The organism is Moraxella sp. CTOTU49097 (genome assembly GCF_032064105.1).
GTDB classification, from domain to species: Bacteria; Pseudomonadota; Gammaproteobacteria; order Pseudomonadales; family Moraxellaceae; genus Faucicola; species Faucicola osloensis_B.
Genome location: NZ_DAMBOA010000002.1, coordinates 110,909 through 129,635 on the forward strand (window position 1 = coordinate 110,909; position 18,727 = coordinate 129,635).

The following is an 18,727-nucleotide window of genomic DNA, read 5'->3' on the forward strand; positions in this document are numbered from 1 at the left end:
TTTTTAAACTATCGCTTGGTTATGACTTAGCTATGGTTTGGGTATGTCTTAGTAATTTTTTTCACTCATAAAATAATCGCCTGCTGGCAGCATGGGCAAGCTACATCAGCTTTTCAATACCTTAAGTTTCATAACCGTTTACCGCGTGGTTTTCAATCAAGCGGTTGTTCAATCAAACGGTTATTTTTCCGCGAGAAATAAATTGTTTTTTGCCAAATCCAGACAAAGTTGACCCACGTTACCCGCCCCTTGGGTAATCAGCAAATCATTGCCTTTTAACATACTACCTAGCACCTGACGGATTTGATCCATGTCATTGATGTTTAGCATAATCGGCTCAACTTGTCCGCGGGTGCGAATGGTACGGGCAAGACTGCGACTGTCCGCGCCTTCAATCACCGCTTCACCTGCGCTATACACATCGAGTAGCATCAACACATCGACTTGTGACAATACGTCCACAAAATCATCGAAGCAATCACGGGTACGGGTAAAACGGTGAGGCTGGAAAATCATCACCAAGCGGCGATCGGGATAGCTTTGGCGAGCCGCTTTGATGGTCATTGCCACTTCGGTTGGGTGGTGACCATAGTCGTCAATCAATAGCACATCGCCTGCGCCATCTTTGACAGGGTAGTTACCATTGTTTTCAAAACGTCTGCCCACGCCGGCAAATTTTTTGACCGCTTGGCAAATGGCTTCATCACTGACACCTTCATCGGTGGAGATGGTGATAGCCGCTAACGCGTTATAGACATTATGAATACCGGGAATGTTCAAAGTAATCGGCAGTGGCTCACGGTCTTTACGCAGTACGGTAAAATGGGTTTTAGTGCCGTCCGCCACCACATCAATGGCTTGCACATCGTTATGTTTTTCCAGCCCATAAGTCAACACAGGGCGCGCGATTTTATCAATCAGTCCGTACAACTCTTTGTCATCACCGCACAATACTGACAACCCATAAAACGGCATATTTTGTAAAAACTGCACATACGCGGCTTTTAGTTTGTCAAAACTGCCGCCATACGTTTCCATATGGTCTTGGTCGATATTGGTGACAATCGCTGCCATCGGACGCAGCGATAAAAATGACGCATCAGACTCATCCGCTTCCGCCACCAAATAACGGCTTTGACCTAATGACGCATTTTTGCCTGACGCGTTAAGTTTGCCACCAATCACGTAAGTAGGATCTAATCCTGCTTCGGTTAAAATCATGGTAAGCAGGCTAGTGGTGGTAGTCTTGCCATGCGCACCCGCTACTGCAATACCATGACGGTAACGCATCAGCTCACCTAGCATATCGGCGCGGCGTACCACAGGAATACGTCCTGACAAGGCGGCTTGGATTTCTGGGTTGGTATGATCAATGGCTGATGACACCACGACCACATCGGCTTCACTGATGTTTTTGGAATCATGCCCGATAAACACTTGAATGCCCATTTGGGTCAAACGGTCAGTCACTGGGCTTTTTTTGATGTCTGAACCGCTAACCATATAGCCATGATTATGGACAACTTCGGCAATACCGCACATCCCTGCCCCACCAATACCGACAAAATGCACGTGGCGAATACGACGCATCTCTGGAATTTCGACCACGCGCTTGGCAATTTTTTTGGTGACAGTTTTGGTTTTTTCAGGTTTTTCAGTAGATTGGGCAGTGGCAGTTTTGGCTGATTTTGACATAGACAGGCTCAATGATAAATGACTTATAAGTTGTAAAAAATAATTAGGGTTTTAATTGGGATAAAATGGCATCGGCAGCCAGCTGTGTGGCATTGGGTTTGGCAAATTCACGTGCTTTTTCTGCCATCGCTAAGATTTGATGACGGTCGAGCTTGGCTAAAATAGCACTTAAACTCTCTGCCGTTAATTCTTTTTGCGGCATTAAAAACGCGGCGCCATGTTCTGATAGGGTTTTGGCATTGGCCGTTTGGTGATCATCGACTGCATGGGGCAGCGGCACAAACACCGCAGGCAATCCAACCGTAGCAACTTCTGTGACCGTGAGCGCCCCAGCACGGCAGACAATCACATCTGCCCAGCTGTATGCTTCTGCCATATCTTTGACAAATGGCAAAATCTCATATTGGGTTGATTGGAGCTGTGCTTCGCTATATACCGCTTGAGTAGCCTCTTGGTTGTTTTTACCACATTGATGCCGCACTTGCCACGGCTTGGCGTCTGGCATACTTTCTAATTTTTTTAGCGTGGGCGCGATATGATTATTTAGTGCCTGAGCACCCAGAGAACCGCCAATGACCAATAGCTTTAAAGGACTGGTATCATTGACATCGATACGGGCTTCTGGTGGCGGTACTTGTACGATAGCTTCACGTACGGGGTTGCCAACTGTCATTACTTTATTAGAAGGTAGTTCGGTAAAGGTATTTGGGAAGGCTTCTAACACTTGATTAGCAAGCTTAGATAGATAGTTATTACTCATGCCTGCGATGGCATTTTGTTCATGAATGAGAATTGGTATTTTACAAAATTTGGCGGCCAATCCGCCAGGTGCGGTCACATAACCACCAAACCCTACCACGATGTCGATTTTATTGGTTTTGATGATTTTGATAGCCGCTAATGTTGCTTTGAGTAAGGTTGACGGGGCTTTAAATAAGCGTTTGATACCGTTACCGCGTAACCCCTGCATATTAATGGCATGGTAGGTAAAGTCGTAATGTTGTAGCAACTCATTTTCCATACCGACTAGGGTGCCGAGCCAATGCACTTGGGCACCTGATTGTTGTAACGCTTGAGCCACTGCAATCGCTGGAAACACATGCCCACCCGTGCCTGCTGCCATCATCAGCACGCGCGGTTTTTGCATCGTTGGCTCACTCATCTTATTATCCTTGACCAATCCAATCTAGGTGAGGTGGGGATTCGAAAACCCCGTATGACTGACCGTTTATCGGGCAAAACAATCACCATAAAAATGGCAAAATCATAGCATTATTTCACCCAATAATAAAGTAAATCACTTGAATTGCTAAGTAGCATCAAGATTTTGCAGTCATCATATCCATTTATAATTCATAGCTTATATTTCATACTTGATGTTTGGCTGTAACCGTTCTGTCATGAATCAGTCAAGCCTCTGTCACATATCCCCTTTACCATACTCAGCATAATTGTTTCTGCATTATTTCAATAAAATTTATTTCGTAGCCAACTGCTAACTGCTATCAGCAAGGAATTCACTCATGACTGAAGTTAATCAATTACACCAAACCATTAGCCGCCGTAATGTCATTCGTTTTTTGGCAGGGGTGCCTGCGCTGCCACTTGCCACAGGCTCTGTTGCCACCCTATTAACAGGTTGTGGGAGTGATAGTAATACTAATAGCACAGCAGGCATACTCAATAATACACAAAAAACCATCAAATCCACTGAATTTGTCGGTATGGCTGCACCAAATTTATCAAATCCCGCCAATATGGCAACGGTGTATGTCGATTCAAAGCTAAAAGCAACCTTTGATGACAATACCACGACTGAATATAAGCTACAGTATCAACCGTTTTTTAAAACAGGCGATAAATTAAAAGACTTAAAGGGTAATGACATCATTGCAGGCGGCTATTTTGATATCTATAACAAGCCCATCATGGATAGCTCAGTGCTAGCCTCTACTCGCCAGTTTTTCTCTGATTGTCCCGATGGTTCTTCATTATTGACAGTTAAAGGCGCACGTGTTGCAGGTGTAACAGGTAATACCGTATTTGCGGTGGTGCAATTTGAATATACAAGTAAAGACCAAGCCGGCAGCAATACTTACGGTACACTACCTTCACCCATTGCGGTAGTAACACTTGACCAAAACCCACAAACAGGCGAACTCAAAGTCGTCAAATACCACAACGTGGATATGTCAAAAGTGTATGGGTTATGGATTACTTGTGGTGCATCACTTTCACCATGGAATACGCATTTGTCATCAGAAGAGTATGAACCAGACGCTTTCATGGCTAAAAACAGCGCCCAATTTAAAGCATTTAGTAAAAACTTATACGGTGATGAAACCAAAGCAAACCCATACCATTATGGTCATTTACCAGAAATCGTAGTCAATGCGGATGGGTCTGGTATCGCGAAAAAACATTTCAATCTAGGTCGTATCTCTCACGAACTGATTCAAGTGATGCCTGACCAACGTACTGCGTTGATGGGCGATGACTTCACTAACAGTGGTTTATTCATGTTTGTTGCCGATAAAGCATCTGACCTGTCTGCAGGTAATCTCTATGTTGCCAAAATCAGCCAAACGTCAGCAAAAGGCGGCCCTGCGGCTGCCAGCGATTTTAGCATCAAATGGATGCATCTGGGACATGCGACCAGTGCTGAAATCGAAGCCCTAGCCAATATGGTAGTACCAACCGATATCATGGATGTTAAATACACTGACCCCAATGATACCTCTTACAAAAAAATCGGCTATGACGGAACTTATAACTGGGTAAAACTTGCGCCAAATAGCAAATTACCGGCAGACAAACTCACCCAAGCGGCGGCATTTTTAGAGACCCACCGCTATGCGGCGCTGCAAGGTGCGTCAATGGCCTTTACCAAAATGGAAGGCACCACGGTTAATATCAAAGATAAAATCGCCTACTCTGCCATGTCGCGCATTGAAAAATCCATGACCACAGACGAGTACGATGTCAAAGTGGCTCAGCTAAAATCAGGCGCGGTGTATGCCCATGAGCTTAAAGGCGGTCAGGTTGATAACAATGGTAAAGCAATTAACTCTGAGTGGGTCTCTACCCGTATGTATGTACCTGAAGGCTTAGCAGGGGAAGACATTACCAAAGATGCGCTCGGTAATACGTCTAACATTGACAAAATCTCTTGCCCCGATAACCTAAAATTCTCTGAAAAAATGCGTACCTTATTTATCGGTGAAGACTCTGGCTACCATGTTAACAACTATCTTTGGGCATACAATGTTGATACCAAAAAATTAGCGCGTATCTTGTCAACACCAGCGGGCGCTGAGTCAACGGGTCTACACGCGGTCGATGAAGTCAATGGCTATACTTATATCATGTCAAACTTCCAACACCCAGGTGACATGACATTTGTCCCCGCCGTTGAGACAGCAGTTCGCCCGCTCATTAACCAAAACTTCAAAGATGGCTACAGTGCTGCGGTGGGTTATTTGGCGTTTAAAGCTTAATACCCTGCCAAGCGCTAATATAAAAAACCCAGTCATTGACTGGGTTTTTTATATTAGCGCTTGGCAATGACAGCTAGCGAATTTGCGTTTCAATATGCGTTTCAATATGCGATTCAATAAACGCAATAAAATCCTCTGCGATATGCGTGCCACATTGGTCGTCAATCTCACGCACGCAGGTGGGGCTAGTCACGTTAATCTCTGTCACTTTGCCACCAATCACATCGAGTCCGACAAAGTACAAGCCTTTTTGCAGTAGCACAGGCGCCACTTGCTCAGCAACTTGGCGTTCTTGCGCTGACAGTGGCATGGCGACCCCACGACCACCGGCAGCTAGATTGCCGCGCGTTTCGCCTTGGCTTGGAATACGCGCCAAGCAATAATCTAAAGGTTTACCACCGACAATTAAAATGCGTTTATCGCCGTCCTTGATTTCAGGCAAGTATTTTTGCGCCATCACAGGCAAGCTTTCAAGCTGGGTTAGCATCTCAAGGGTTGAGCCAATATTAGGGCTATCGGCAGTCAGACGAAAAATACCCATTCCCCCCATGCCATCAAGCGGTTTGACGATGACATCTTGGTGGGTTTTGATAAAATCACGGATATGGGCTTGTTTATTGGTCACAATCGTCGGTGTCATCAGCTCAGGAAATTGCGTCGCAAACAATTTTTCGTTACAGTCACGTACGCTTTCTGGGTTGTTGACCACCAACACACCTGCTCGCTGAGCGTATTCTAGCAAGTACAGGCTATACAAAAACTGCATGTCAAACGGTGGGTCTTTACGCATCAAGATGACGTCAAACGCCGTAGCAGGCTGCGTGGTTTTTTCACCCAGCTCATAAAAATGCGCAGGGTCTTTAAACGTTTTGAGCGACTGGCTATCAATTTGCAATACGCCATTATCGAGCCACAAATCGTGAATTTGGCAATAATGCGCCGTGTGACCACGATCTGCCATCGCCCATAGCATCGCAAGCGTGGTGTCTTTTTTGTAGTTGATGGTGTGGATATCGTCCATGACGATCAGAAAATTCAGTGGTTTCATTTAGTATCCTTGTTAGTATGCTTGTTCAATTTTTATCAATTGTTTGTTTTGCTATTAGAACATCGATTCGACCGCATTACCATTGTTATCATAGCGCATACCGCTGGTCGGTTGTTCATTGGTAAACCAAAAATGGTATTCAGGATTACCCGCTTGGCTGTAAACAATCGCTTCTTGTACTGCACCTTGGCGGAACAATACTTTTTGTTTGATGCGGCTATCGGACAATCGATACGTCACCCAACCATCATATAAACCGTTAACCAAGTCGGTGCGAAGCTGGGTCACAAAGTTTGGGTAGTACACCACCAAAAATTCATCAAAATAACCGTTTTTGACAAAGGTGGTAAATTGCTCGCCTTCTGGCATCACGCCATTATAAGGACCATCGGCAATGCCTTGTGGCGCAGCTTGCGGTGATTTTGGCGGCAAGATAAGGCTATTTAAAGCATCATAAAACGGCTGTTGGTCAGTTGCCACATTGACAATTGCAGGCGGTTTGCTACCCTCCGCCATCAGTTCATTGATACTACTACAACCTGCAAGCGCAAATAATATTGCCGATAAGGTAAGTGCAGTGCCGACACGCAAAAGATGCGCCGTTGTTAGTGTGGTGGGCAAGGCTTTTGTCAACATAGCCGTCCTCTTCAATGGTTAATTTAAAAACAATCTATCGTTAGCGGGGTTGGGTGATGATGTTTATATAACATGATGTAAAAAACTATCTTGTTAAACAATTATCACTCAGGATGATGGCAACCGCTTATTGAACGCCGTATTGCTCGCGGTAGGCTTGCATTTTGGCAAGTTCCTCCTGCGTGCCATTTTTGGCGACATACTCGGTAATGTCATCCATCGTGACCAAGGCAAGTACCGGTACATTGAGGCTCTGCGCCAATTCTTGAATGGCAGATTGTTCGCTTTGACCTTTTTCTTTACGATCCAGCGCAACGATAATCCCCGCGACTTTAGCCTCTGATTTTTCTAGGAGTGCCACGACTTCGCGCATCGCTGTACCCGCGGTCATCACATCATCAATCACCCAAACCGATTTGCCTTTGAGATCGGCGCCAACCAGCATACCGCCTTCCCCGTGGTCTTTGGCTTCTTTGCGGTTGTAGCCCCAATCGGCATTGATTTGGTGATTGTTCCACAGTGCTTGCGCAGTCGCCGCCACAAACGGAATACCCTTATATGCTGCTCCAAAAATCACCAAATCGCTACTTTCGGTAGATTGTAGCTGCTTGGCAAGCGCATCAGCATACCCATTTGCCAACACCGACAATAGCTCACCTGTTGATAACAAACCTGCATTAAAAAAATACGGGCTTATACGACCTGATTTTAGGGTAAATTCGCCAAATTTTAATACGTTGTTTTTGAGTGCCACTTCAATAAAATGCTGAGGAATAAACTGCGGTGCGTGAGCGGTTTGGGTTTGAGCTGATTGGGTTTGAGCTGATTGGGCTTGAGATAATTGCGACATACGCGACTCCAAAAAAGAACAAGTTAAAAAATACTATTAGCCGCCTGTTATGGGGTTTTGCGAGCTAATGGTGACAGTACGTTTGCTGATGGCTGTTTGCTTACCCACTTGCCAATCCATGGCAAGCGCAGCGAGTGCAACATGCGTCGGCTCGATATATAAATCGTTATGCCGGGTCAAAAAATGCAATTGGGTGCGATGCGCCTCGATGTATTGATTGATAGCATCAGCCAAGTCTTGCAAGGTGATTTGGGGGTTAAGTGATTTGCGCGATTTGCATTGGCATAGCAAAAACACACAAAGCATAATATGGTACATTTGTCCCATCAGATACAGTTTGGTTTCGATATTGAGTAGCGCTTGGTTATAGGTGGCGTCAGACTGTGCGCTGGGGGCATCGTTAGCTTGCTGTTCATAGGAATTTTGCAATGTCTGCTTTGGTAAGGATGTTGTAAGCGTATTCATACTTGCTAAATGCCGGTATTGACCCATCACCGCTTTCATCAGTGAAACACTGCTGTCATTGACGAGCCTTGGCAACAAAGATAGCGGTAAATGCAGTGACGGGTGTTTGCTTTGGCTGTTATTGGCCTGCTGTTGTTGCTGCTGGATAAAGTGCCGCATCTCAATGGTTTGCTCAGATAGTAACTGCTCTAACATCTCAGGTTGATGACTTTGCGGATTTTTTTTAGCGATTTTTGTTGTGTTATCCCTCATTGTGTAGAGCTTGGCAACGTCTTTTACACTAGCGGTGAGGTTGTTGGTATCTGCCACGGGCAATGAAAGCGGTTTTTGCATATAAATGTCAATGGTATGACGCGCGGGTATGACGCGCTTATCAATCGGGCGACAAGGATCGGGCAGAGCCAATCTTTCTGCCTCAGTCATCACATTGGGATGGCGTAGCTGGTGTTTGTCTTTAGCCACTTGGTTTTTTGCGGCTTGGCGCTCGGTGTTGGAATAAGTCATGGCATACACGGCTATAAAATCACTGATAGGTAAATGATGAAAAATTTTTGTTGAACCCCACCACCCATCACTAATCGCTTAAACTCGACAAAATATGCTGATAGCCTGACTGCCAATCTGGGTAGTTGAGCCAACTAGCTGGCAAGTTATTGATAATGCGTTTGCCCGTTGTTGGCTCCATACAGGGCAGCGATAAGTTCAAGCCCTGTGCAGTCGCCAAATAGTTTAGCACAGTATAGAGCGGGACTGGCGCGTTATCTGTCGCCAAGTAAACTGGCACGGTTTCACCTGCATTGATGACCTTGACAATGATACTCACCAAATCTATATCCATAATACGATTGGTCCATGTGTTACTCGGATAATTGCTAGCTATATTTGTCGACTGTGCTGCTAACTGTGTTGCCATGGTCAGTAGACGCAGCCGTGACTGCCCATAAATCCCACTTGGACGAATGATGACGCTCTTATCTTCAAAGTGCTGCTGCAACAACTGCTCAGTTTGCAAAATCACTTGAGAAGTGGCGCTTGCTGGTGCGAACACAGGGGTATTAATATCAATGACTTCGCCCGCGTTTTGTCCGTAAACGCCTGTCGAAGAAATAAATACCACACGTTTGAGGTTTGGCAGATGGTCACCCAATCGCACCACATGCTCGGCAATCGCATAATAACTGTCACGGTAACCTTGTAGCGACAAGGTATCTGGACTGACAATAATGCAGATTTGGCTAATTTGGCTTGACCATTGACTTAGCTGCGCAATGATTAACGCGCGCGCATCACTGGTAACAAAATGTAGATTTTCCTGATATAGATTGTCATTATCGGGTGGCAGCTTGGCTGTCATGGGGTTACAGAAAGCTAAATCTGTCGGCGTGGAGCGGCTGACACCAATCACGCAATGCCCCTGCGCCGCTAATTGCTTAGCAACAGGTAAACCAATTTTGCCCAGTCCAATCATTAAAATGGTTTGCATCATGCTATGACCTATCGCGAATGGCATTAAAAAAACTGACTATTTTTAATCGCTATATGTTTAATGGATGTATTTTTAACCGAGTTATTGTTGAAAACGCATCGACAAATCAATGGCTTTGATATGCTTCGTCAATGCACCCATCGAGATAAAATCCACCCCTGTTTCTGCCACTTGGCGTAGATGGGTAAGGCTAATATCACCTGAAGCTTCAAGCTGGCAAGGCTTACCAAGACTAGCAACCAGCTCGACCGCTTTTTGGGTATCTTCAATGGTAAAATTATCGAGCATCACGATATCAGCATTGGCAGCGATGGCTTGATGCAACTCATCAAAATTTTCTACTTCAACTTCCACTGGCTTATTGGCAATCTGACGCGCCTGACTGACTGCTTGGGCGATACCGCCACACGCCATGATGTGGTTTTCTTTTATCAAAAAGGCATCGTATAGCCCGATACGATGATTATTGCCGCCGCCGCACAGCATGGCGTATTTTTGCGCATGGCGCAGCATTGGGAGGGTTTTACGCGTATCTAACAATTTGGTCGGTAGTTCTGCGATGACCGCCACATGGTTGGCAACCACAGTGGCAGTGGATGATAAAGTCTGTAAAAAATTGAGCGCGGTACGTTCACCCGTCAGTAGCGCCCGGGTGTTACCGATGAGCGTCACCAAAACTTGATTGGCTGCCACAGCGTCACCGTCTTTGACTGCCCAATCAAGCTGCATGTTAGGGTCAAGCTGGCGAAATACTTCATCCACCCATGCCTTACCCGCAACTACCATCGGTTCACGACAAATAATGGTTGCCGTATCGCACTGTGTTTCGGGTATTAACTGCGCGTTAATATCCCCAGTGGCGATGTCTTCTTGCAGCGCAAGTGCGACTTGTTTGGCGATTTCAATACGTAGTAGTGAGCTGATTTGGGGCGTGGTGGCCGAGGTATCACTAATGGTTTGGCTAGCAGCAGACATGCAAATAATCCCTTATTGTCGATGGGGCATTTTCGATGAGGTATGTTTGATTGTATTATCGCTTATTCTTTGGGGGCTTGGGTAGTAGTTTGTTGATATAAACGCAGAGCAATCAACGCCAAAGCGGCTACAATCGCGGCGAGTACGCCCCATAGTGCCCATGTTTTGTAGCGCTCAAACGATGCATTGGGATTGTTCAATGCCTCGATATTTTGCATTTGTCCTTCAACGGTATTGCCAAGGCGGGTAAGTTGTTGGTTAGATAGAGTGATATTGGGTTGTTGTAATACGCGCGGCTCGTTGATTACCAGTCGATAAGGCGCTGTGCCTTGCGCCAAAAAATACATCTCATACATGGGCGTTAACAGATTGACCGGCAAATCATCTTGCTGCATTTGACCGTCCAAATGCAGCGACTTGGTCAATGTCGGTTGCCAACTGACCACTGTGTGGTTTTTATCAATTTGGGTAGTGGCTAAGGTTTTATCATTACTTACATTGGCGGTTTTATTGATTTTAGCCAATTGATTGGCTTCTTGTTCAGGTACGTTGATGCTCACTTGCCACAGCTGATTTTCGGGGACAAAAAAACTCACCCCTGTGGTCAACATGGGCTGAGCAAGGCTAAGCCGCCATTGGTTGGCGTCCTCTTTGGTTTTTGAAAAACTGGCGCGGGTCAAGAAGAAAATTGGCTCACTCACCCTGCGATTTAAGCTGGCTGCCTCAAGATTGATAGGCTGATTTGCCACCACTTGCCAATACCGATAATTGGCTTGCTGCGGCTCGATGGCAATCGCATGGCCTGTCGCTATCGGCTGATTGCTGCCGTCAGCTTGCGCTGCTACCATTTGGCTAGATTGGCTAGGTTGGGTAGCCTGGCTAGGGCTAAAGGGGCTGACCACGGTTTGGCTGACCATCTGCCAGCTTTGCAAGTCATCACTGCCATAAATTTGCAGTTGCAGTGGGCGCTTGCTGGGCTGGGCTGCATTTACAGGTAAAAATTTTAGCCAAAGATTGACCGCTTGCTCGGTTGATAAAGCAGGTTCGGTTTTGGCAAAGTTGGGATTGGTTAACCACCAAGTTCTGACTGGACTATTGGTAACGGCGGCGACTGGGTTTGAAGGTAAATTGCTAAGGTCAATGTTAATCGATTGTTGGTTGTCTGGGTTATCAAGCTGTACGGTCAACGCATGGCGTAATTTTTCCACCGCATTGGGGTTATCCGTCTCCACGCTCACTACTTGCAATACTTGATTGACGGATGATTGTTTGCTGACAGGACGAATCGCCATCGGCATAATATGACCTTTGGCATCAATCAAGCGGTAATTTTGTTTATCGCTAATAGTTGCCCCATTTTGCTGCATGATTAAAGCCAACAAACTGGGCGTTAACGATGAAAATTTTACCAGTTGGGCGCTGTTAGGGTTGTCCGCTTGACTCTCTCCCGGTAAATCAATGTCGATTGCAAAGCTATTTTGCAATGCATCAAAGCCATAGCTGATACTATCAATGTCATGCGCTTGCTCTGAATTGTCAACGATGGCAGGCACTACCGTGGTCGTGGTGGTTTTTTGCGAGGCAACAGTGACGGATGCCGTTTGCGTGGGGTTTTGGGCATCTGCTTGCGTGTAAATGATAGCTACTAACAATAGCGGCGAAACTAAAGTTGCCGATAAAATACAGGCGCGGTGTTTGGCTAATCTCACGTGACAGTGTTTATTTTTTTTCATTTTTACTTCATTATTAATTTATAGTTACTATAGAATTCATAGCCCCTATATAATAGCTACTATATAATTGATATGACTTTACAAGCTAACCGATTGCGATGGACATTGACAAAAACCCAGAATAACTAGACCAACTAGACCAAATCAAAAAGCAGCGTAGCGTGTGTTTGCGTTATCGACATAAAGCCGTCAGTCATAACTAATCTAAAAAATTTGGAAATCCTAGCATCGCATGGTTAGCATCATTAGACAGTATCAACCTTAAATTTTTATGTTAGAAAATAATAAATAGCATTCTAACTTATTGATAGTAATTAGATTTATAATTTGGTTGCCATAAAACTTTGCCCTATAAGGATATTAACAATACCCACTCAAAACTTCTATACCGTGCTACAAACCATTAACAAGAGAACTGATATTTTGGGCAAATTCTAGCCAAATGTTACAATTTAAAAACAATTTGAGCACGAGCCTTTATCCTTTTGTGCCTTTATCCCTTTGTGCCTTTACTCAAGTACGCCTGCTGTAAATACGAAAAATAACCCATGTTATTCACGAGCTTTAGCAGGGGGTTACTTAGCTTTTTTTGGCTGCATTGGGTTTGTCTGGCTGAAGTTTATCTGACTTTGGTTTGCCTGATTTGGGTTTACCTACTTTGGGGGGTAAGGGTGCAAGATAACCAATGACTAGCATCAACAAGCCTGCCCCGATAAAAGACACCACACGCAGTACTGCACTGGTATTCGACATATCTATCAATACCAACTTGGCAACCACAATGGTCAATAATGCGATACCGGCAAACCATACCAAGCGAATGGCTTTTTTGTTTGCCAAGAACATCAATACCATTGCAATCACGGTCCATAAGATAGTCAGCCCCGTCTGTACCATACTGACTGACCAAGCACCATGTTCCCACGTCGGCGTGCCCCAAACGCTGGCAAACCCACGCACCAACATACTGCTGACCGTCACAAATGCCCCTAGACCGCAAACCACCAAAACGATAGTACGATAGTTGGTATCAACTTTGAGTGCCACATAAGACTGGTACAGTAAAATGCTAATTAAGGTCAAATCCAGCGGATTGAGCAGCGGCAGATAAACGCCCAATAGCTGACCGTCTAACGAGAAATTGGCAGATAAACTCCAAATGAAGGTCATCGGCACCAAAATATAAGCGCTGTTTTTAAGCAGCGTATCAACCGCTAACCAACCAAGCAAACGACCACCAAGCGCCTGAAGTTTTGGCAGCAACAACCAACTCATCAGACCAAGCACAGCCAGCACGGTCGGTAAAATAGTGATAATGGCTCGAAGCTCTTGGGCATGTTGCCAATAGTTAAATGGCACTTGTTGCAGCATCCAAGTTAGCATGGCAATCAGTGTCAAGAACCAAACGAGCGCGTCAACGCTTGTATCGAGTCGGTCGCGATGCCAGCGACTAAGCAGCCACGCGCCTAGTAATTTTGCGATGGCTAAACAGCCGAGCATGGCGAGCAAATAACGCCCCAACCCGCTAAATGCTTTGATGTGATAATCGTTTAGGTCTACAACCGTCTCGACCTTAACATGGGTGAGACAGACTAGCACCCAGCTCAGCATCGCAAACGGTAAAATCAAGCGACTCACCTTACGCATACTGCGCCAAACAAAACGCTGATGAATCAGCTGTCCCACAATTAAAAATACCGCCATACCTACGGCGATTTTGATAGTGGTGGTTTTGCCACCGTTGATCCAAAAGGGATCAGCGGATAAAATCGCTGACAGATACAGCACAAACCCGACAACCACAAGCGCGGTCGCAACAAGGCTGTGACTGGCATTATCAGTAATTTTTTGAACCCGTTTATGCGTCGTTTTGACTGCCGCAGGTTGAGGTTGAGGCTGAGCTTTAGCTTGGGGTGTGGCTGCCGCGATATTGCCCCTACCGTGGCGCAAAATAAAAGCAGACAGCAGCACACACGCAGCCAATACGGTCAATGGCAAGGTGGATGAAGCCGCCATTATAGACATTTGGTGCGGAATAGATAATTGATCCAGTAACCCATACCAATGCCGCATGATTGTATCAAAGCCCACCAATAACACGATACTAAAGGCTTGCAATGCCAACCCAAAATATACCGTCCAGCGTCTTTGGGTACGCGCACCGAGCCACACCAATGCAGCACCCTGCACTGCCCAACCGATACTAATCCATTTGGCTGATAGCGCCAGTGGTATCACCAAAGCCAAAAACCCACAGCCGAGCGCAAGGCTGGCTTCAATGAGCAGCTCAAAGCTGTTATCAAACTGGTTGTTGGCTTGTGGGTCGTCTGCGATGCTACGACGATGATGTTTGAGCAGCCACAATCCTAGACTCAAATAAATAGCCGATAACGCACTGCTAGCAAAGGCCAGATGATAAGGCAAGTCATTGAGCAAGCTTGCCATCAGCCCAAACCCTAGTAACGCGGTGCCAAACAACAATCCTGAATCTATCGATAGAATCGGGCGTTTGGCTACCCCCCTGTTCATTTGCAGCAGCGTTTGGTTATAACTCACGACCTGCTGCGAGTATCTAACTGCAATAAACAAATACAGCGCCATGTGCCCAACCAATAATCCCAGCAGTTGCCAGCGTAATGACAGCCAGCCTGCACCTGCGCTATTTCCACTAAATGTACGAAATCCCCACACATACGCAAGCCCAAAGGTCACTGCTAGGCTTAGCGCATTGAGCAATTTCCAAGTGCGATAATGGGCAATCACCGCAACCGCTATATTGAGTAATAAATAATAACTAAATAACATCACCACACTACCGTCAGGTCGGCTGACCAGTATCGGCGCAAAAAATGCCCCACCGAACGCCAAGACCGCAAGCGGCAGCGCATTTTGCCACACCGAAAACATCACGGTTAACCCTGCCAGTAATGCAAGCACGGCAAAGGTTAAAGTTGATGGTAATAGCCCATACAATTTAAAACTCGCAAACACCGTCAAATAAATCACCGCAAAGCCGACACCTTGCAAAGTCAACCCGTAACTGCGTTTTTTGGCAGTAGTGCGATAGCCGACTACCGTTATCACCAAGCCACCCAACGCTACCAGCGCCATGCGCACGGGCATCGATACCTCAATATATTGGCTGGCAAGTTTGAGTAATAGCACCACGCCCACTAGCAACACCAGTGCCCCGACACGCACCACCAAGTTTTCCCCAAAGAACCATTGGGTGGCACTTGCCCAAAGCGAGGTCACAATATTGGTAGCGCTTTCATCATCTTTTAAAGAATGAGATGATGGCTGTGACAAAGTGGGTTTATGCGGTGGGGCTGCGTCATTCACTGACGGCTGCATTGCCGTTGGCGGATTTGAACTAACCGAAGCGTCAAGCGTATTCGCCATTGGCAAAGAGGCAACTATTGGAAGGGGTGCTGGGACAGGGGCTTGACTAATGGGCTGAGTGATAGGATCAGTAACAGGTTCAGTGACAGGCTGTTTTTGGCGAATATCGCTTGCCGATTGCTGGGTAGATGATGGCTTTGCCTCGCTGCTTAAGATATACACGGTTGCCATGACGTCAGCGAGTTGTTTTTGCAGGTTGTCGAGCTTGGATTCAAGCCGGGTAATTGCTTTTTGTTGGGCAAAAATTTTATAAAGCGCCCCCACGACTACCACTATCAACGCCGCTATAATCGTATCCATCAGATGCCCTACCCTTGTTATCAGCTTAGCGATAGCATACCATTTTTTTGCAAAATTGCTTTTTTTTAACTGTGTCTTTCGGTTAAGGTGAAGATAAGCCCCATTTTATGCTAAATTAGCCACATGATTGAGTAGCGTGTTACTAACTATTTGAAACACCATTTTGATGATTGGGCGGGGTATGGTTATGTCGGGATTTAGCATTGAGCAGGGTTTGTTAAGCCCATGCGAGTTTGTGGCGTCACCCAATTTTGGACAACGCCCCGACCCCAATGATATTCATCTGATTGTGATTCATAATATCAGCTTGCCGCCCAGTGAATTTGGTGTAAAAAATGACCAAGGCGAGCATTTTGTTCGTGCATTTTTTCAAAATCAGTTAGACCCCAAAGCCCATCCGTATTTTGCAACCATCTATCAGCAGCAGGTCTCCGCGCATTTGTTTATTGAGCGTGATGGCAGCGTCACGCAGTTTGTGAGCTTTGATGAGCGTGCTTGGCATGCTGGCAAATCTAGTTATTTGGGCGTGCCAAACTGCAATGACTATTCGATTGGGATTGAGCTAGAAGGTGATGATTATAGCGAGTTTGATGACAGGCAATACCAAGCGTTAAGTGGCGTGATTGCCGCGATTTATCAAGCTTATCCCAAAACCATCAATCATCTAGCCGGTCACAGCGATATCGCGCGCGGCCGCAAGTCCGACCCTGGCCTGTATTTTGATTGGCTTAAATTAAGAAGCATGGTCAATAGAAGCATTGTCAATAAAAGTGAAATCAGCCATTAGGTGACTTTCAAAAATTTATCGTATGGCAATTTTGTAGGATAACGATTTTGCAAGATAACATTTTTGCAAAATAACAGCGCCCCAATCAAACTACAAAACCCCATCAACACACCCATTTCTCGGCAAAACTTGCAGCGATTCTTTCATGTCAAAACTTATCAAATCCACCGCTATTATTAGTTTCTTTACCTTATTTTCACGTATCTTGGGCATGATTCGCGACATGGTATTGATGAGCGTGTTTGGTACGGGGGGCATGATGGATGCGTTTTTGGTAGCATTCAAATTGCCCAATTTTTTGCGGCGGCTATTCGCTGAAGGCGCTTTTGCCCAAGCTTTTGTCCCTGTACTATCCGATTATCAACACCAAGCCCAAAATAACGACTTGACCGATAGCAAAAAAGCCTTGCTCGGCATTCAAATTCTTATCAGTCGGGTGGCAGGTACGTTATTGTTGATTTTATCAGGTCTAACCGCCGTGATAGTCATTTTCGCGCCCGCTGTGATTGCTGTGTTTGCGGTCGGTTATCTGCATGAGCCTAGCAAATTTTTAACGGCAGTTGAGCTACTTCGTATCACCTTTCCTTATTTGTTATTTATCGCAATGACTGCGTTTGCTAGTAGTATTTTGCAAAGCGTGGGGCGGTTTGCGTTGCCTGCCTTTGCACCGGTGATTTTAAATGTGTGTATGATTGTGGGTGCGATTTGGGTAGCGCCACTGCTTGCCAAGCCAATTTTGGCGGTCGGTTATGCAGTTGCAGCGGCAGGTTTGCTGCAGCTATTGATTCAATTACCGCAATTGCATAGCCATCAGCTGCTGGTGATGCCAAAGGTCAGCTTTCGTCATCCTGGCGTGCAACGGATTTTAAAACTCATGCTCCCTGCGCTGTTTGGGGTCTCGGTTACCCAAATCAATATGCTGGTCAACACGGTACTGGCTTCAACCATGGTGGATGGCTCGGTATCTTGGCTGTATACCGCAGAGCGGATGAGTGAGTTGCCGCTAGGGCTGATTGGGGTGGCGATTGGTACGGTGATTTTGCCCAGTCTATCCAAAAGTATCGCAAGCGACGACCATCAACAATTTGGACACGCCCTAGATTGGGCGACACGGCTGACGGTGTTGGTCGGTGTACCTGCATCCATCGCGCTTGGCATGATTAGTAATGTGCTTATGATATCCCTGTTTGAGCATGGCGAGTTTGTGCGGCAAGATGCCATGATGAGTGGGCTTGCGCTACAGTGTTTATCGGGTGGGATTTTGGCATTTATGCTGATTAAAATATTTGCCCCGGCTTTTTTTGCCCGTCATGACAGTCGCACCCCTGTCAAAGTCGGTGTGATTAGCGTAATTGCCAATGTCGTGCTAAGCCTAATACTGGCTGGGTTATTTAAAAAGTGGCAAATCGCCCCACATGCCGGGCTAGGACTTGCCAATACTTTGGCGTCTTTTATCAATGCGGCGCTGTTATATTTTTATTTACATACCCAAGATATTTATCGGTTTGGTGCGGCTTGGCGACGATTAGCAGTTATCTTTGCCATTGCAAATGGGGCGATGGGGTTGGCACTTGCTGCTGGTATTCATTTTTTCCCCATTACTGCGCACCAAGGTATTCGTATTGTTGCGCTATTGGCGCTGTGTGTGGTGGGCGCTGTGGTGTATAGCGCAGCGCTATTAATCGCTGGCTTTAAACTATCAGAACTAAAACCGCATCATAGTATTCAATAAAGGATAGACAATAAACAACGGACGAAAAAAACGGCTAAATAAAATTTATCTAGCCGCTTTTTCTAACTGAAGTTTGTAATTGAGTTTTGTGACTGATCTTTGCACGTGAGTTTTTTAAATG

General features: G+C 45.7%; 13 protein-coding genes. 3 read left to right on the plus strand and 10 right to left on the minus strand.

All coding sequences use genetic code 11. The features are described from left to right. Window positions 1-180: 180 nt before the first annotated feature. Together murC and murG are read right to left on the minus strand one after the other, a co-directional pair. The gene (gene murC, locus RT064_RS02110) at window positions 181-1,590 is read right to left on the minus strand and encodes a UDP-N-acetylmuramate--L-alanine ligase (RefSeq protein ID WP_313061176.1); all 1,410 of its coding nucleotides are present in this window, start codon (window positions 1,588-1,590) and stop codon (window positions 181-183) included. Window positions 1,591-1,738: 148 nt separating this feature from the next. Next, the gene (murG, locus tag RT064_RS02115) at window positions 1,739-2,857 is read right to left on the minus strand and encodes an undecaprenyldiphospho-muramoylpentapeptide beta-N-acetylglucosaminyltransferase (RefSeq protein ID WP_065253591.1); all 1,119 of its coding nucleotides are present in this window, start codon (window positions 2,855-2,857) and stop codon (window positions 1,739-1,741) included. Between the two features lie 361 nt (window positions 2,858-3,218). On the opposite strand from murG, the gene RT064_RS02120 reads away from it, so the two are divergent. Continuing rightward, complete coding sequence (locus RT064_RS02120; RefSeq protein WP_313060878.1) at window positions 3,219-5,192, plus strand: PhoX family protein; 1,974 nt, start codon at window positions 3,219-3,221, stop codon at window positions 5,190-5,192. Window positions 5,193-5,265: 73 nt separating this feature from the next. Here RT064_RS02120 and gshB read toward each other — a convergent pair whose 3' ends face one another. The 8 genes from gshB to RT064_RS02160 form a co-directional block, all read right to left on the minus strand. Next, entirely contained in the window at window positions 5,266-6,240 is a 975-nt protein-coding gene (gene gshB, locus RT064_RS02125) for a glutathione synthase (RefSeq protein WP_313060882.1), read from the minus strand. Window positions 6,241-6,294: 54 nt separating this feature from the next. Next, window positions 6,295-6,876: a hypothetical protein gene (locus tag RT064_RS02130; protein ID WP_313060885.1), complete on the minus strand. Its 582-nt coding sequence runs from the start codon at window positions 6,874-6,876 to the stop codon at window positions 6,295-6,297. Between the two features lie 127 nt (window positions 6,877-7,003). Continuing rightward, window positions 7,004-7,726 carry an orotate phosphoribosyltransferase gene (gene pyrE / locus RT064_RS02135; protein ID WP_313060893.1) on the minus strand — a complete coding sequence of 241 codons (723 nt, stop codon included), beginning with the start codon at window positions 7,724-7,726 and terminating at the stop codon, window positions 7,004-7,006. Window positions 7,727-7,762: 36 nt separating this feature from the next. Next, window positions 7,763-8,695 (minus strand): hypothetical protein, encoded by a 933-nt coding sequence (locus tag RT064_RS02140; RefSeq protein WP_313060897.1) that lies wholly within the window; start codon window positions 8,693-8,695, stop codon window positions 7,763-7,765. A 70-nt stretch (window positions 8,696-8,765) separates the two neighbouring features. Then, entirely contained in the window at window positions 8,766-9,677 is a 912-nt protein-coding gene (locus tag RT064_RS02145) for an NAD-dependent epimerase/dehydratase family protein (protein ID WP_313060900.1), read from the minus strand. Between the two features lie 81 nt (window positions 9,678-9,758). Continuing rightward, on the minus strand, window positions 9,759-10,652 hold the full coding sequence (nadC, locus tag RT064_RS02150; RefSeq protein ID WP_219333805.1) for a carboxylating nicotinate-nucleotide diphosphorylase: 894 nt from the start codon (window positions 10,650-10,652) through the stop codon (window positions 9,759-9,761). A 62-nt stretch (window positions 10,653-10,714) separates the two neighbouring features. Continuing rightward, a complete protein-coding gene (locus tag RT064_RS02155; protein ID WP_313060905.1) occupies window positions 10,715-12,385 on the minus strand; it encodes a DUF3999 family protein in 1,671 nt (556 codons plus the stop codon). Window positions 12,386-12,964: 579 nt separating this feature from the next. Next, window positions 12,965-16,087 carry a DUF2339 domain-containing protein gene (locus RT064_RS02160; RefSeq protein WP_313060908.1) on the minus strand — a complete coding sequence of 1,041 codons (3,123 nt, stop codon included), beginning with the start codon at window positions 16,085-16,087 and terminating at the stop codon, window positions 12,965-12,967. 181 nt (window positions 16,088-16,268) lie between these two features. Between RT064_RS02160 and ampD the strand changes: the two genes are divergently transcribed. Together ampD and murJ are read left to right on the plus strand one after the other, a co-directional pair. After that, window positions 16,269-16,874, plus strand: a complete 606-nt coding sequence (gene ampD, locus RT064_RS02165; protein WP_409519516.1) for a 1,6-anhydro-N-acetylmuramyl-L-alanine amidase AmpD — start codon at window positions 16,269-16,271, stop codon at window positions 16,872-16,874. Window positions 16,875-17,019: 145 nt separating this feature from the next. Further along, window positions 17,020-18,606, plus strand: coding sequence for a murein biosynthesis integral membrane protein MurJ (gene murJ, locus RT064_RS02170; protein ID WP_313060914.1), 1,587 nt, complete (start codon window positions 17,020-17,022; stop codon window positions 18,604-18,606). The last annotated feature ends 121 nt before the right edge of the window (window positions 18,607-18,727 follow it).

Excerpts from the sequence above, each read along its gene's own strand:
- murC (WP_313061176.1), bottom strand. The coding sequence starts at position 1,590 with ATGCGTCGTATTCGCCACGTGCATTTTGTCGGTATTGGTGGGGCAGGG.
- murG (WP_065253591.1), bottom strand. The coding sequence starts at position 2,857 with ATGAGTGAGCCAACGATGCAAAAACCGCGCGTGCTGATGATGGCAGCA.
- RT064_RS02120 (WP_313060878.1), top strand. The coding sequence starts at position 3,219 with ATGACTGAAGTTAATCAATTACACCAAACCATTAGCCGCCGTAATGTC.
- gshB (WP_313060882.1), bottom strand. The coding sequence starts at position 6,240 with ATGAAACCACTGAATTTTCTGATCGTCATGGACGATATCCACACCATC.
- RT064_RS02130 (WP_313060885.1), bottom strand. The coding sequence starts at position 6,876 with ATGTTGACAAAAGCCTTGCCCACCACACTAACAACGGCGCATCTTTTG.
- pyrE (WP_313060893.1), bottom strand. The coding sequence starts at position 7,726 with ATGTCGCAATTATCTCAAGCCCAATCAGCTCAAACCCAATCAGCTCAA.
- RT064_RS02140 (WP_313060897.1), bottom strand. The coding sequence starts at position 8,695 with ATGACTTATTCCAACACCGAGCGCCAAGCCGCAAAAAACCAAGTGGCT.
- RT064_RS02145 (WP_313060900.1), bottom strand. The coding sequence starts at position 9,677 with ATGATGCAAACCATTTTAATGATTGGACTGGGCAAAATTGGTTTACCT.
- nadC (WP_219333805.1), bottom strand. The coding sequence starts at position 10,652 with ATGTCTGCTGCTAGCCAAACCATTAGTGATACCTCGGCCACCACGCCC.
- RT064_RS02155 (WP_313060905.1), bottom strand. The coding sequence starts at position 12,385 with ATGAAAAAAAATAAACACTGTCACGTGAGATTAGCCAAACACCGCGCC.
- RT064_RS02160 (WP_313060908.1), bottom strand. The coding sequence starts at position 16,087 with ATGGATACGATTATAGCGGCGTTGATAGTGGTAGTCGTGGGGGCGCTT.
- ampD (WP_409519516.1), top strand. The coding sequence starts at position 16,269 with ATGGTTATGTCGGGATTTAGCATTGAGCAGGGTTTGTTAAGCCCATGC.
- murJ (WP_313060914.1), top strand. The coding sequence starts at position 17,020 with ATGTCAAAACTTATCAAATCCACCGCTATTATTAGTTTCTTTACCTTA.